Origin of the sequence: Mesorhizobium sp. WSM4906, from assembly GCF_029674625.1 — a bacterium.
GTDB lineage: Bacteria > Pseudomonadota > Alphaproteobacteria > Rhizobiales > Rhizobiaceae > Mesorhizobium.
Genome location: NZ_CP121355.1, coordinates 987,725 through 1,001,101, shown reverse-complemented (window position 1 = coordinate 1,001,101; position 13,377 = coordinate 987,725). Strand labels below are relative to the sequence as shown.

The following is a 13,377-nucleotide window of genomic DNA, read 5'->3' as shown; positions in this document are numbered from 1 at the left end:
ATGGTGTCCTTCTGGTCTGGCCTTCAGCGGCCGCCGCTCACATTGAGGATCGCGCCCGTTATATAGGAGGCCGCGTCCGACAGAAGATAGAGAACCGCGCTCGCGACCTCATCGGCCGTGCCGGCGCGCTTCATCGGCAGCATGTCCTGCATCCGCGCCACGCGATCGGGCTGTCCGCCCGAGGCATGGATCTCGGTCTCGGTGATGCCGGGGCTGACCGCGTTCACGCGAATGCCTTCGAGCGCGACTTCACGCGCGAGCCCGATCGTCAGCGTGTCGATCGCGCCCTTGGAGGCGGCGTAGTCGACATATTCGCCGGGCGAGCCCAGCCTGGCAGCGGCGGACGAGATGTTGACGATGGCGCCGCCCTGGCCTCCGTGGCGGGTCGACATGCGCTTCACCGCCTCGCGCGCGCAGAGGAAGGAGCCGACGACGTTGATGCGCATCATGCGCTCGACACGCTCGACGCTCATCGCGTCGACACGCGCCTTGGCGTCGACGATGCCGGCATTGTTGACGAAGGCGTCGAGCCGGCCGAAGGCGCGGTCCACCGCCTCGAACATCGCCACGACATCGGCCTCGCTGCCGACATCGCCCTTGACCGCGAAGGCCTCGCCGCCCGCGGCTTGGAGCTCGGCGACGAGCGCCTCGGCCGCAGCCTGGTTGGAGACATAGTTGACCGCAACGCGATAGCCGGCCTGGTTTGCCTGCCGGCAGATGGCGGCGCCGATGCCGCGGCTGCCGCCGGTGACCAGCAGCGTCTTGTTGTCGGTGCTCATTCCTGGCAGCCTTTCAGCGCAAAGACGTCCCACGGCACCTTGGAGAAGCCGGCGGGACCGTAAGCGGCCGACATTTCGAGCGACGGCCCGAGATCGGGAAAGATCAGGCTTTTCGGCGCGTCGGTGCCCTCGGCCGGCAGCAGCCCGAGGGTGCCCTTGTCATCGGCGCTGTAGATCACGCCTTCCCAGACCGTGCAGGCGGCAAGCTCCTCGCCGGTGACGTCGCCGGTCGGGCATTTGTACATCAGCGAGCCGTGCGGGCGCGAGGCGGAGCCCTCGGTCCACATCGCGATGCCGTCGAGCACGACATTGTTGTCGAGGATCATGCGGAAGCTGTTGGTGATCGTCGCCGAGGTGCCGGCTGGGGTGAAGTCGATCTCGGCCCCGCTTTTCGCCTCGCCACAGACGGCGAGCTGGATCGGGCAGGCGGCCTGTGCGGCGGAAGCCGACAACAAAACCGCCGATCTAGCCATCCACCGGATTATGAGTGAGGCAAGTATCCTCATCGATCGGCCTCGTTACGGCCATCGGCGTTTTCGAGCACTTCGAAGTCGGTCATCAGGAGCAGTGGTTCGCCGGATGCGTCCAACCCCCAGAAAGACCGATACGCGCCGTCGCCATAGCCAGTGTCGAACATGGCTACATTGATCGGGTTGCCTTCAAGCGGACTAGCGATACAAAACCTGTCGATAGTGCACGCGACGTCAGCTAGATAATCGTCAAGTTCCTCTTGGTCAGACATTAGCGTCAGGACCGACTTGTCGATAAACGACGCAACCGCGTCATCAACGATAAACTCAAACTCATAGGCCGACGGGCGATCGCGGGCGAAAGTGGCCAATTCCCACCGCACCGGCAAGCCAGAGCCGAATCGCAACGCCGCCACGGCAACGGTGCCCCGCACTTGAAGCAGTATGACCGGATAGCGTCCCGGCTTTACCTTACGGCTGAACGGAGGCCGTCCCAATCCAGTGATCAACGGATCGCAGGCGACGATTTCGCCGGTTGGCAACTCAAGCTCACCGATCGTGATAGCACCGATCTGTCGCTGTGCCATTTCCCCATCGCTGAGAGCGAAGACACCGAGATTGCTGCTGATCTCGGAGGCGCCCCAATCGGCGGGCGAAGCGACCACGGGCAAGTCGGAGAAAAGCCAGACGCGTCCACGCCGAAGGAATCGGCGTAAGGCATCTGACCAGCCGCTCATTGCGGACCAGCTCCGATCACAGATCGAGCACCAGCCGCTCGGGATCCTCCAGGCTTTCCTTGACGCGCACCAGGAAGGTCACCGCTTCCTTGCCGTCGACGATGCGGTGGTCGTAGCTGAGCGCCAGATACATCATCGGCCTGATCACGATCTGGCCGCCGACCACCATCGGCCGCTCCTGGATCTTGTGCATGCCGAGGATGCCGGACTGCGGCGCGTTGAGGATCGGCGTCGACATCAGCGACCCGTAAACGCCGCCATTGGAAATCGTGAACGTACCGCCCTGCATGTCCGCGACCGACAGCTTGCCGTCGCGCGCGGCGAGGCCGAGCCGGCCGATCTCCTTCTCGATCTCGGCGATCGACATCTGGTCGGCGTCGCGCACCACCGGCACCACCAGGCCCTTGTCCGTGCCGACGGCGACGCCGACATGGGCGAAGTTCTTGTAGATGATGTCGGTGCCGTCGATCTCGGCATTGACGGCCGGGATCTCCTTCAGCGCGTGTGTCACCGCCTTGGTGAAGAAGCCCATGAAGCCGAGCTTCACGCCGTGCTTCTTCTCGAACACGTCCTTGTACTTCGCCCTCAGCGCCATTACCGCGCTCATGTCCACCTCGTTGAAGGTGGTGAGCATGGCGGCGGTCGACTGCGCCTCCTTCAGCCGCCGCGCGATCGTCTGGCGCAGCTTCGTCATGCGCACGCGCTCCTCGCGCGCGGCGTCGTCGGTCGTCGACGGCGCGCGGGCCGCGACGGGAGCAGGTGCCGCTTTCGGCGTCTCGGCCGGCTGCGAGGGCGCGCCCTTGGCGATCGCATCGAGCACGTCGCCCTTCAGCACCTGGCCGCGCTTGCCCGAACCCGGCAGGTGGTCGACAGCGAGATTGTGCTCGGCGATCAGCTTCGCCGCGGCCGGCGCCGGCGGCATGGTGCGCTGTTCGATCGGACCACCGCCGCCGGCAACCTTGGCGGTTTCGGCCGCGGCCTGCTTGGTCGTGGAGGCGGCGTCTGGGCTCGAGGCCTGCGCCACCGCGTGCGGCTTGGCGGCGGCGGGAGCAGCCGCTTCGCCACCGGCGGAAATGGAGCCGAGCAGCGCGCCGACATTGACCGTCTCGCCTTCCTTGACGGTGATCTCGGAGAGCGTCCCGGCGCCCGCGGCAGGCACCTCCACCGTCACCTTGTCGGTTTCGAGCTCGACCAGCGGCTCATCGGCGGCGATCACGTCGCCGACCTTCTTGAACCACTTGCCGACGGTCGCCTCGGTGACGGATTCGCCGAGAGTGGGGACGCGGATTTCGGTAGCCATTGTGCCTGTCCGTTCTCTTCTCTTCTTGAGATCTGTTTCGTTCGGGTCTGCTTATTCGCCCAAGGCCTGCCTATTCACCAAGCGCGTCGTCGAGCAAGGCAGCGAGCTGGCTGAGATGCTTCGACATCAGTCCGGTCGCCGGCGAGGCCGAGGCCGGCCGGCCGGTATAGCGCACCCGCTGATGCTTGGCGTCGATATGCGCCAGCACCCATTCGAGATAGGGGTCGATGAACGACCAGGCGCCCATGTTCTTTGGCTCTTCCTGGCACCACACCATCTCGGCATTTCGGAAGCGCGACAGCTCGGTGATCAGCGCCTTGGCCGGGAACGGATAGAGCTGTTCGACGCGCAGCAGGTAGATGTCGTTGATGCCGCGCTTCTCGCGCTCCTCGTAGAGGTCGTAATAGACCTTGCCCGAGCACAGCACGACGCGGCGTATCTTGGAGTCCTTGACCAGCTTGATCGGCTGGTCGGCCAACAGCTGCGCGTCGTCCCACAACAGCCGGTGGAACGAGCTTTCGCCCGCCATCTCCGACAGCGTCGACACCGCCCGCTTGTGGCGCAGCAGCGACTTCGGCGTCATCAGGATCAGCGGCTTGCGGAAGTCGCGCTTCAATTGCCGGCGCAGGATGTGGAAATAGTTAGCCGGCGTCGTGACGTTGGCGACCTGCATGTTGTCCTCGGCGCAGAGCTGCAGGAAGCGCTCGAGGCGTGCCGACGAATGCTCCGGCCCCTGGCCCTCGTAGCCGTGTGGCAGCAGGCAGACCAGGCCCGACATTCTCAGCCACTTCCGCTCGCCGGACGAGATGAACTGGTCGAACACCACCTGGGCGCCGTTGGCGAAATCGCCGAACTGCGCTTCCCAGAGCGTCAGCGCCTTCGGCTCGGCCAGGCTGTAGCCATATTCGAAGCCGAGCACGGCCTCTTCCGAGAGCATCGAGTTGATGACCTCGTAGCCGGCCTGCGCCGCCGACAGGTTGTTGAGCGGGATGTAGCGGGTCTCGTCGCGCTGGTCGTAGAGCACGGAATGGCGCTGCGAGAAGGTGCCGCGCTCCGAATCCTGGCCGGAGAGGCGGATCGGGTTGCCGTCGAGCAGGATGGCGCCGAAGGCCAGCGCCTCGGCCGTCGACCAGTCGATGCCTTCGCCGGATTCGATCGCCTGGCGGCGGTTCTCGAGGAAGCGTAGGATCGTCTTGTGCGCCTCGAAATCCTTCGGCACCTCGGTCAGCTTCTTGCCGATTTCCTTGAGCGTGCGGACCGGCACCGCGGTCTTGCCGCGGCGCTGTTCGTCCTGGTTGTCGGCCGTGCGCAGGCCCGACCATGCGCCGTCCAGCCAGTCGGCCTTGTTCGGCTTGTAGGATTGGCCGACTTCAAACTCAGACTCGAGATGCGCGCGCCAGTCGGCCCGCATCTTGTCGACCTCGGCCTGGGTGATATGGCCTTCGGCGATCAGCCGGTCGGCATAGACCTGCACCGTCGTCTTATGGCTGCGGATGTTGCGGTACATGATCGGCTGCGTGAAGGACGGCTCGTCGCCTTCGTTGTGGCCGAAGCGGCGGTAGCAGAACATGTCCACCACCACCGGCTTGTGGAACTTCATGCGGAATTCGGTCGCCACCTTCGCGGCGTGCACCACCGCTTCCGGATCGTCGCCGTTGACGTGGAAGATCGGCGCCTCGATCATCTTGGCCACATCCGACGGATAGGGCGACGAGCGCGAGAAGCGCGGATTGGTGGTGAAGCCGATCTGGTTGTTGATGATGAAATGCAGCGTGCCGGCGACGCGATGACCGCGCAGGCCGGAGAGCCCGAACATCTCGGCGATGACGCCCTGGCCGGCAAAGGCGGCATCGCCATGCAGCAGCAGCGGCATCACCTTGGCGCGCTCCGACAGCGGCACGATCTCACCGCGCTCGCGGCCGGCGAGCTGGTCCTGCTTGGCACGCGCCTTGCCCATCACGACGGGGTCGACGATCTCCAGATGCGAGGGATTGGCGGTCAGCGACAGGTGCACCTTGTTGCCGTCGAACTCGCGGTCCGACGAGGCGCCGAGATGGTACTTCACGTCGCCAGAGCCCTCGACGTCGTCGGGCGCGGCCGAGCCGCCCTTGAACTCGTGGAAGATGGCGCGGTGCGGCTTGGCCATGACCTGGGAAAGCACGTTGAGGCGGCCGCGATGCGCCATGCCGAGCACGACTTCCTTCAGGCCTAGCTGGCCGCCGCGCTTGATGATCTGCTCCAGCGCCGGGATCAGCGATTCGCCGCCGTCGAGGCCGAAGCGCTTGGTGCCCTTGTACTTGACGTCGATAAACTGCTCGAAGCCTTCGGCCTCGATCAGCTTCGACAGGATCGCCTTCTTGCCGGTGGCGGTGAAGGTGATCTCCTTGTCGGCGCCCTCGATGCGCGCCTGGATCCAGGCCTTCTCCTCGGGATCGGAGATGTGCATGAATTCGACGCCGAGCGTCGAGCAATAGGTGCGGGTGAGGATATCCAGCATCTGCCGGATGGTGCCGAACTCGAGGCCCAGCACATTGTCGAGGAAGATCGGCCGGTCGTAGTCGGCTGTTGTGAAGCCGTAATTTTCCGGCGACAGCTCGTTATAGTCCTCGAGCGGATTGGCGATGCCCAGCGGATCGAGTTTGGCGTGCAGATGGCCGCGCATGCGGTAGGCGCGGATCATCATGATGGCGCGCACGGAATCGCGCGTCGCCTGGTGCACGTCGGCGTCGGAAAGGGCCGCGCCGTTGACGACCGCCTTTTCCTTCACCTTCTTTTCGATGTGCTTCTCGATGAGGCCCCAATTGCCGTCGAGTGCCGAGACCAGCTCGCCATTGGCCTGCAGCGGCCAGGAGGGCTTCGCCCAGGAAGCGCCGGTGGCGTTTTTGCGAACGTCGCCAGCGTCGTCCTTCAGCGCCGCGAAGAAATCCTGCCACTCCGGATCGACGGAGGCCGGATTGTCCTCATAGGCGGCGTAGAGCGCGTCAATGTAGTCGGCGTTGCCGCCATAGAGGAACGAGGTGAGCGAGAATTGGTCGTTGGCCTGATCTTGTCTTGCCATTTTCGTCTGCGGAGCCTGGCTCCGTCTCCTTAGTTGGAGGGGAGTAGGGGAATAGGGGAGTAAGGGAGTAGGGCACGTGCTGCCGCCATCTTTCCCTACTCCCCTACTGCCTTACTCCCCTACTCCCTTAACCCTTGATCGCCTCGACCAGCGTCGTGCCGAGCCTCGCCGGCGACGGCGAAACCTTGATGCCGGCCGATTCCATCGCCGCGATCTTGTCTTCCGCGCCGCCCTTGCCGCCGGAGATCACCGCGCCCGCGTGGCCCATGGTGCGGCCGGCCGGCGCCGTGCGCCCGGCAATGAAGCCCGCCATCGGCTTCTTGCGGCCGCGCTTGGCCTCGTCCTTGAGGAACTGCGCGGCGTCTTCCTCGGCCGAGCCGCCGATCTCGCCGATCATGATGATCGACTTGGTCTCGTCGTCGGCGAGGAACATTTCGAGCACGTCGATGAACTCGGTGCCCTTGACCGGGTCGCCGCCGATGCCGACCGCGGTGGTCTGGCCGAGGCCGACATTGGTGGTCTGGAAGACTGCTTCATAGGTAAGCGTTCCCGAGCGGGAAACAACGCCGACCGAGCCCTTGCGGAAGATGTTGCCGGGCATGATGCCGATCTTGCATTCGTCGGGCGTCAGCACGCCCGGGCAGTTCGGGCCGATCAGCCGCGACTTCGAGCGATCGAGCCGTGCCTTGACCTTGACCATGTCCATCACCGGGATGCCTTCGGTGATGCAGACGATGAGCGGGATCTCGGCCTCGATCGCCTCGATGATGGCCTCGGCCGCACCCGCCGGCGGCACATAGACGACGGAGGCGTTGGCGCCGGTCTTTTCCTTGCCCTCGGCGACGGAAGCGAAGATCGGCAGGGTCTCGCCCTTCGAGCCGGTCCAGGTCTCGCCGCCCTTCTTCGGGTGGATGCCGCCCACCATCTTGGTGCCGTGATAGGCCAGCGCCTGCTCGGTATGGAACGTGCCGGTCTTGCCGGTCAGGCCCTGCACGAGAACCTTGGTGTTCTTGTCGACGAGAATGGACATGGGAGAGAACGCCTCTGAATTCAGCGATTACAAGAAAGGATTGACGGCCCGGACCGAGCCATAGACCTGGTTATGGTTGAGATCTTCGGTGTAGAAAACCGGCGCGCCGAGCCGCTCCGCCGCCGCGAGCAATGCCGCGTCGTAATATTTGAGTTGATAGCGGCGCGCGAGACGGAGCCCCGCGATGACATAGGCCTGGTCGACCGGGACAAACGGAAGCGTGCCGAGAAAGACCAGCCACTCGTCGACCACAGCATCGGCGAAGACCGACTTCCGTCTCGCGACATTCGCGAATTCGGCCAAGGTCTGGCCCGAGACGCCGAACACAGTCTCGAGCACAAGGCTTTGCGCGATATCATGTCGGCGGGGATCACTTGTCCTCTCCGAAGCCGCGTAAAGGAGGACGTTCGAGTCGAGAAAGCATTCTATCTTCTCGTTCGGCATAGATCTCGTCCCGGTTCCATTTGTATGCAGGGCCCAGGTCGAGAGGTTTTTCGGCCATCAGCCTGCGCATCCCTTCCCGCGCCCAGGCAATCCTGTCTTCCTGCTCGACTTCATGCGCAAGCAGTGAACGAATGAGGGCGTTGAGCGTCGTCTTGCGGCGCGCGGCAAGGCCTCGCGCCTGCTCAAGCAGGGTCTCGTCCATGGCCAGGGTGACGTTTTTCATTGTCCGTCTCCACATAAATACACAGCCATAATATGTGTGATTATGTGTAATCCTTCAACCGCCCTGACCGCCGCTTCCATCGCTCAGCCTTCCTTCATCTCGGAAGGCGAAACGCGCCGATAGACGCCGCGCACCATGTCTAGCCAGCCATCACCGCCAACCGGCTGGAATTGCAGCCGCATGCGATAGGTGTCGCCGCCGTCGAAATCGTAGGTCACGCGGGCGGCGCCGCGCGGCGACGAGCGCTCCAGAGTGAGCTGGCTGCCGTCCCACACGCCAGTTGCGGGCGAGGCCGGCACGAACCCCATCGAGTCGAACTGATGCATGGTGACGAGACCGTTCGGCTGGTCGAAGCCGAACACATTATGCGCGCCGAACGAGACGGTGCCGTCGCGACGCTGGCGATAGCGCTGCACCACGAACAGGCCGCCGAACTCAGGCTGCGCCAGCACTTCCGCGGTCGCCGTGCCCGCATCGGTCCATTGCGTCGCCGCCACCTCTTCCTCGCCGCGCCACGCGCCGACCAGCGCCTGCAGGCGCTGGTGATCGGCCGAGAGGGAAGAGAAGGCGTTCATGGTCAGAGCCGCTTCAAATCGGTGACGGTGAGGTCGCTCTTGGCGTTGCCGGTGTTCAAAGTCGTCGCTGGCTCGAACATCAGCACCACCGGCTCCTTGGCCAGCGAACGCGGCCGGTGCTCGACGCCGCGCGGCACGACGATGAAGTCGCCTTCGCCGAGCTCGACCGCCCCGTCGCGGAAATCGATGGCGATCCGGCCGCGCAGCACCAGGAAGGCCTCGTCCTCATTGTCATGCGCGTGCCAGTCGAAGACCTCGCCGAACTTGGCTACCTTCGCCTGGGCGTCGTTGACGTCGCCGGCGATGTGCGGATCGAAGACCTTGGCGATCTTCGCGTCCGCCGCCTCGACCAGATTGATCTTGCGCGGAGGCATCCGCTCAGCCCTTCACCGCCTTGACGATCTTCTTGGCCGCGTCGTCGAGGTCGTCGGCCGAGACGACGTTCAAGCCGCTGTCGTTGATGATCTTCTTGCCGAGCTCGGCATTGGTGCCTTCCAGCCGCACGACCAGCGGCACCTTCAGCCCGACTTCCTTGACCGCCGCGATCACGCCCTCGGCGATGACATCACATTTCATGATGCCACCGAAGATGTTGATCAGTATGCCTTCGACCGCCGGATCCTTGGTGATGATCTTGAACGCCGCCGTCACTTTCTCCTTCGAAGCGCCGCCGCCGACGTCGAGGAAGTTGGCGGGCTCGGCGCCGTAGAGCTTGATGATGTCCATCGTCGCCATGGCGAGGCCCGCGCCGTTGACCATGCAGCCGATATTGCCGTCGAGCGCGACATAGGCGAGGTCGTATTTCGACGCCTCGATCTCCTTCTCGTCCTCTTCGGTGGTGTCGCGCAGCTCCATCACGTCCGGATGGCGGAACAGCGCGTTGTTGTCGAACGACACCTTTGCGTCGAGCACGCGCAGATGCCCGTCCTTCATGACGATCAGCGGATTGACCTCGAGCAGGCTCATGTCCTTCTCGACGAAGGCCTTGTAGAGCGTCGGGAACAGCGCGGCGCCGTCCTTGGCCGCATCGCCGTCGAGCTTCAGCGCAGCGTTGAGCGTCTTCACGTCTTCCGCCGTCACGCCCTTTTCCGGGTCGATGGCGATGGTAAGGATCTTTTCCGGCGTGTCATGCGCGACCGCCTCGATGTCCATGCCGCCCTCGGTCGAGACGACGAAGGCGACGCGGCCGACCGAGCGGTCGACGAGGATCGACAGATAGAGCTCGCGGGCAATGTCGGCGCCGTCCTCGATATAGAGGCGGTTGACCTGCTTGCCGGAAGGTCCGGTCTGCTTGGTGACCAGCGTATGGCCGAGCATTTCCTTGGCGTTGGCGGCCACCTCGGCGGCGGACTTCGCCAGCCGAACGCCGCCCTTGGCGTCGGGGCCGAGTTCCTTGAACTTGCCCTTGCCGCGGCCGCCGGCGTGGATCTGGCTCTTCACCACATAGAGCGGGCCGGGCAGCGCCCTGGCGGCGGCTTCCGCCTCGCTGGCGTTGAACACCGGCGCGCCTTCGGCGACCGGAGCGCCAAAGCCCTTCAGCAGCGCCTTGGCCTGATACTCATGGATGTTCATGCGCTTGGTCTCCGGGGAGGGGCGATTACTTGCTAGCGAGATGCGGGGCGATCTTGGTGCAGGCCTCGGTCAGGCCCTGAACGGCGGCCACCGAATTGTCGAACATCTTCTGCTCGGCCTTGGACAGGTCGATCTCGATGACGCGCTCGACGCCGCCGGCGCCGATCACCACCGGAACGCCGACATAGGTGTTCTTGACGCCATATTGGCCCGACAGATGCGCCGCGCAGGGCAGCACGCGCTTCTTGTCCTTCAGGTAGGATTCGGCCATGGCGATCGCAGAGGCGGCCGGCGCGTAATAGGCCGAGCCGGTCTTCAAGAGGCCGACGATCTCGGCGCCACCGTCACGGGTGCGCTGCACGATCTGGTCGAGCTTCTCTTTCGAGGTCCAGCCCATCTTGACGAGGTCGGGCAGCGGGATGCCCGACACCGTCGAATAGCGGATCATCGGCACCATCGAGTCGCCGTGGCCGCCGAGCACGAAGGCGGTGACGTCCTCGACCGAGACCTTGAACTCTTCGGCCAGGAAGTAGCGGAAGCGGGCGCTGTCCAGCACGCCGGCCATGCCGACGACATGGCTGGTTGGCAGGCCGGAGAACTTCTGCAAGGCCCAGACCATGGCGTCGAGCGGGTTGGTGATGCAGACGACGAAGGCCTTCGGCGCGTATTTCTTCAGGCCGGCGCCGACCTGTTCCATGACCTTGAGGTTGATGCCGAGCAGGTCGTCGCGGCTCATGCCGGGCTTGCGCGGCACGCCGGCGGTGACGATGCACACATCCGCGCCCTCGATGCCGGCATAGTCGTTGACGCCGGTCAGCCTGGCGTCGAACCCGTCGACCGGCGAGGACTGCGCGATGTCCAGGCCCTTGCCCTGCGGAATGCCTTCGGCGATATCGAACAGCACCACGTCGCCGAGATCCTTGAGGCCGATCATATGGGCGAGCGTGCCGCCGATCATGCCAGAGCCGATGAGCGCTATCTTGTTGCGTGCCATGTCAGGATGTTTTCCCTTGTCTGTGACGATGCCCAAATCTTGGCAGAATTGACGACGGGGCCGGGAAGGCCGGAAGGATGCGGGAACCCGCGAGATTTCGCCGCACCCAATAGCTCCGGTGCGGAAGAAATTCAAACGATTATTTCGAGCTTAGTGTTTTCAATCGGTTAGATGGTTTGGGAATTACGTAAACGTCAAAGTTCGTGAGCCGACTGAGGAGAATTTACACAATGAACGTCGAAATCAGAAGGCTCCATCCCGGCAATGACGCCCTTGTGATGCGAATGGCGAACGATGTGTTCGACGAGCCGGTCCGACCCGACCGCCTCGCCGCCTATCTCGCCTCGCCTGGCATTTCATGATCGTGGCGGTTGTCGACGGAATGGTGGTCGGCCAGTGTGCCGCGGTCATCCACCGCCATCCCGACAAGGTGAGCGAACTCTACATCGACGAAGTCGGCGTGGCGCCGCCTTTCCAGCGGCAAGGCATTGCGAGCAAGATGCTCGATGCTGTGTTCGAGATCGGCCGCGAGCACGGCTGCGAAGAGGCCTGGGTCGGCACCGAGCCCGATAACGAGCCGGCGCGGGCGCTTTATGAAGCGCGGAATGAGCAGCATGGCAAGGCGGAGGATTTCGTCATGTACGTGTACAGGCTTCGAGATTAGCCGAAGACCCTCCGCCTCGTCATTCTAGGGCGGAGCAAGGAGCGAAGCGACGCGCATAGACCCTAGAATCCATGCCGTGACATAGAAGCGATGTCACGAGGCAGAACGATATGAAGAGAAGTGTCGACAAGAGTCCTATTCTGAACCGCTGCGTTCCACGTCCTAGGTCACCGAATGGATTCTAGGGTCTCCGCGACGCTTTGCGTCGCTCCGCCCTAGAATGACGAAGCTAACCCCTATCTACCCCTGCGCCTGCCTTGCCTCTGCCGGCGCCTCAACCTGCCGTCGCTCCGCCCAGCCTTCCAGCCAATCTCGGCTCTGCATTTCGATCAGTCGCGAGGCGGTGCGCTCGAATTCGAACACTTCCGTGCCGCGCTTGGCGGTGTAGAGCCCTTCGGGCGGCGCGTCGGCGCTCATCACCAGCCGCATGCGGTGATCGTAAAGCGTGTCGATCAGCAGGATGAAGCGCTTGGCCTCGTTGCGCTTGCCTTCGCCGAGCACCGGCACATGGTCGATGAAGATCGTCGAGAAGCGGTTGGCGATCGCCAGATAGTCGCGCGCCCCGTGCGGCTTTTCGCAAAGCTCGGCGAAGGAAAAGCGCGCGGCGTCGCCGGCGGCGCGCGGCACGGCGATATGACGCCCTTTTAGCGCGATCGTCGTCTCCGCCGTCGGCCTGCCTTGCGTCATCGCCGTCCAGGCCTCGTCGAGCGCGCGGTCGGCCGCCTCGTCGGCAGGCGTGACATAGACCGGCAGGCGATTGAGCTTTTCCTGCCGGTAGTCCTTTTCGGCATTCAGCGTCAGCACTTCGGCATTGCGTTCGAGCAGGCCGATGAATGGCAGGAAGAGCTGCCGGTTGAGGCCATCCCGATAAAGGTCCTGCGGCGCGACGTTGGAGGTGGCGACCAGCACGACGCCGTTGGCGAACAGGGCCGAGAACAGGCGCGACAGGATCATCGCGTCGGCGATGTCGGTGACGGAAAACTCGTCGAAACACAATACCCAGGCCTCGTCGGCCAGCGCCCGCGCCACCGGCGGGATCGGGTCGTCCTCCTTCACGTCGCCGTTCTTGCGCGCCGCCCGGTGTTTTTGGATGCGGTCCTGCACGTCGGCCATGAAGTCGTTGAAATGGACGCGGCGCTTGCGCCTGACCGGCAGCAGCTCGAAGAACATGTCCATCAGCATGGTCTTGCCGCGCCCGACGCCGCCATGGATGTAAAGGCCCTTGACTGGCTCCCGCGGCTGCCTTTTGCGCGCGAACAGCCAGCCCAGCGCGCTGGATTTCTGCGCCAGCCTTTTTGCCGAGATCTCGTTGGTCAGCCGGTCGAGCGCGGCGACGACACGCTCCTGCGCCGGGTCGCGTCCGACCGCGCCGGTTTCTACCAGGTGGTCATAGCGCTGCCTGACGGTCACATGGGTCTGGAGGCCGTCACGCAGATGCATAGGTCACGTCGTTTGCTCTGAGCGGAATGCTCTAGGGGTGCCAAGGTGCCAAGGGTGTGCTGAGATTCAGGTCAGGCCGAGCCGAGAATGG

The 13,377-nt window shown here is 64.1% G+C and carries 15 protein-coding genes; 2 read left to right on the top strand and 13 right to left on the bottom strand.

Annotation, left to right across the window (positions count from 1 at the left end):
* Positions 1 to 23: 23 nt before the first annotated feature.
* The 12 genes from QAZ22_RS04755 to mdh form a co-directional block, all read right to left on the bottom strand.
* Positions 24 to 779 (bottom strand): SDR family oxidoreductase, encoded by a 756-nt coding sequence (locus QAZ22_RS04755; RefSeq protein WP_278205834.1) that lies wholly within the window; start codon positions 777 to 779, stop codon positions 24 to 26.
* Positions 776 to 1,252, bottom strand: a complete 477-nt coding sequence (locus QAZ22_RS04750; protein ID WP_278205833.1) for a hypothetical protein — start codon at positions 1,250 to 1,252, stop codon at positions 776 to 778. Before QAZ22_RS04750 ends, QAZ22_RS04755 begins: the two co-directional genes overlap by 4 nt.
* Before the next feature lie 29 nt (positions 1,253 to 1,281).
* Positions 1,282 to 1,986, bottom strand: a complete 705-nt coding sequence (locus QAZ22_RS04745; RefSeq protein ID WP_278205832.1) for a DUF4241 domain-containing protein — start codon at positions 1,984 to 1,986, stop codon at positions 1,282 to 1,284.
* 16 nt (positions 1,987 to 2,002) lie between these two features.
* Positions 2,003 to 3,286 (bottom strand): 2-oxoglutarate dehydrogenase complex dihydrolipoyllysine-residue succinyltransferase, encoded by a 1,284-nt coding sequence (odhB, locus tag QAZ22_RS04740; protein WP_278205831.1) that lies wholly within the window; start codon positions 3,284 to 3,286, stop codon positions 2,003 to 2,005.
* A 70-nt stretch (positions 3,287 to 3,356) separates the two neighbouring features.
* Positions 3,357 to 6,344, bottom strand: coding sequence for a 2-oxoglutarate dehydrogenase E1 component (locus QAZ22_RS04735; RefSeq protein WP_278205830.1), 2,988 nt, complete (start codon positions 6,342 to 6,344; stop codon positions 3,357 to 3,359).
* A gap of 127 nt (positions 6,345 to 6,471) precedes the next feature.
* On the bottom strand, positions 6,472 to 7,374 hold the full coding sequence (gene sucD, locus QAZ22_RS04730; protein WP_278205829.1) for a succinate--CoA ligase subunit alpha: 903 nt from the start codon (positions 7,372 to 7,374) through the stop codon (positions 6,472 to 6,474).
* Positions 7,375 to 7,401: 27 nt separating this feature from the next.
* Positions 7,402 to 7,818, bottom strand: a complete 417-nt coding sequence (locus QAZ22_RS04725; protein ID WP_278205828.1) for a PIN domain-containing protein — start codon at positions 7,816 to 7,818, stop codon at positions 7,402 to 7,404.
* Positions 7,745 to 8,041, bottom strand: coding sequence for a hypothetical protein (locus QAZ22_RS04720; RefSeq protein ID WP_278077813.1), 297 nt, complete (start codon positions 8,039 to 8,041; stop codon positions 7,745 to 7,747). Before QAZ22_RS04720 ends, QAZ22_RS04725 begins: the two co-directional genes overlap by 74 nt.
* 83 nt (positions 8,042 to 8,124) lie before the next feature.
* The gene (locus QAZ22_RS04715; RefSeq protein ID WP_278205827.1) at positions 8,125 to 8,616 is read right to left on the bottom strand and encodes a DUF1579 family protein; all 492 of its coding nucleotides are present in this window, start codon (positions 8,614 to 8,616) and stop codon (positions 8,125 to 8,127) included.
* Between the two features lie 2 nt (positions 8,617 to 8,618).
* Positions 8,619 to 8,990: a cupin domain-containing protein gene (locus QAZ22_RS04710; RefSeq protein WP_278205826.1), complete on the bottom strand. Its 372-nt coding sequence runs from the start codon at positions 8,988 to 8,990 to the stop codon at positions 8,619 to 8,621.
* A 4-nt stretch (positions 8,991 to 8,994) separates the two neighbouring features.
* Complete coding sequence (gene sucC, locus QAZ22_RS04705; protein ID WP_278205825.1) at positions 8,995 to 10,188, bottom strand: ADP-forming succinate--CoA ligase subunit beta; 1,194 nt, start codon at positions 10,186 to 10,188, stop codon at positions 8,995 to 8,997.
* Between the two features lie 25 nt (positions 10,189 to 10,213).
* Entirely contained in the window at positions 10,214 to 11,182 is a 969-nt protein-coding gene (mdh, locus tag QAZ22_RS04700; RefSeq protein WP_278205824.1) for a malate dehydrogenase, read from the bottom strand.
* Positions 11,183 to 11,412: 230 nt separating this feature from the next.
* On the opposite strand from mdh, the gene QAZ22_RS04695 reads away from it, so the two are divergent.
* Positions 11,413 to 11,544, top strand: a complete 132-nt coding sequence (locus QAZ22_RS04695; RefSeq protein ID WP_278205823.1) for a hypothetical protein — start codon at positions 11,413 to 11,415, stop codon at positions 11,542 to 11,544.
* A complete protein-coding gene (locus QAZ22_RS04690) occupies positions 11,541 to 11,846 on the top strand; it encodes a GNAT family N-acetyltransferase (protein WP_278205822.1) in 306 nt (101 codons plus the stop codon). The genes QAZ22_RS04695 and QAZ22_RS04690 overlap by 4 nt, the downstream gene beginning before the upstream one ends.
* Before the next feature lie 240 nt (positions 11,847 to 12,086).
* Here QAZ22_RS04690 and zapE read toward each other — a convergent pair whose 3' ends face one another.
* Positions 12,087 to 13,286, bottom strand: coding sequence for a cell division protein ZapE (gene zapE / locus QAZ22_RS04685; protein WP_278205821.1), 1,200 nt, complete (start codon positions 13,284 to 13,286; stop codon positions 12,087 to 12,089).
* Positions 13,287 to 13,377 lie beyond the last annotated feature (91 nt).

Bases quoted from the DNA above. Each gene is read 5' to 3' on its own strand.
- QAZ22_RS04725 (WP_278205828.1), bottom strand. From the start codon at position 7,818: ATGCCGAACGAGAAGATAGAATGCTTTCTCGACTCGAACGTCCTCCTT.
- QAZ22_RS04750 (WP_278205833.1), bottom strand. From the start codon at position 1,252: ATGGCTAGATCGGCGGTTTTGTTGTCGGCTTCCGCCGCACAGGCCGCC.
- mdh (WP_278205824.1), bottom strand. From the start codon at position 11,182: ATGGCACGCAACAAGATAGCGCTCATCGGCTCTGGCATGATCGGCGGC.
- QAZ22_RS04735 (WP_278205830.1), bottom strand. From the start codon at position 6,344: ATGGCAAGACAAGATCAGGCCAACGACCAATTCTCGCTCACCTCGTTC.
- sucC (WP_278205825.1), bottom strand. From the start codon at position 10,188: ATGAACATCCATGAGTATCAGGCCAAGGCGCTGCTGAAGGGCTTTGGC.
- zapE (WP_278205821.1), bottom strand. From the start codon at position 13,286: ATGCATCTGCGTGACGGCCTCCAGACCCATGTGACCGTCAGGCAGCGC.
- QAZ22_RS04710 (WP_278205826.1), bottom strand. From the start codon at position 8,990: ATGCCTCCGCGCAAGATCAATCTGGTCGAGGCGGCGGACGCGAAGATC.
- QAZ22_RS04745 (WP_278205832.1), bottom strand. From the start codon at position 1,986: ATGAGCGGCTGGTCAGATGCCTTACGCCGATTCCTTCGGCGTGGACGC.
- QAZ22_RS04715 (WP_278205827.1), bottom strand. From the start codon at position 8,616: ATGAACGCCTTCTCTTCCCTCTCGGCCGATCACCAGCGCCTGCAGGCG.
- sucD (WP_278205829.1), bottom strand. From the start codon at position 7,374: ATGTCCATTCTCGTCGACAAGAACACCAAGGTTCTCGTGCAGGGCCTG.
- QAZ22_RS04690 (WP_278205822.1), top strand. From the start codon at position 11,541: ATGATCGTGGCGGTTGTCGACGGAATGGTGGTCGGCCAGTGTGCCGCG.
- QAZ22_RS04695 (WP_278205823.1), top strand. From the start codon at position 11,413: ATGAACGTCGAAATCAGAAGGCTCCATCCCGGCAATGACGCCCTTGTG.
- odhB (WP_278205831.1), bottom strand. From the start codon at position 3,286: ATGGCTACCGAAATCCGCGTCCCCACTCTCGGCGAATCCGTCACCGAG.
- QAZ22_RS04755 (WP_278205834.1), bottom strand. From the start codon at position 779: ATGAGCACCGACAACAAGACGCTGCTGGTCACCGGCGGCAGCCGCGGC.
- QAZ22_RS04720 (WP_278077813.1), bottom strand. From the start codon at position 8,041: ATGAAAAACGTCACCCTGGCCATGGACGAGACCCTGCTTGAGCAGGCG.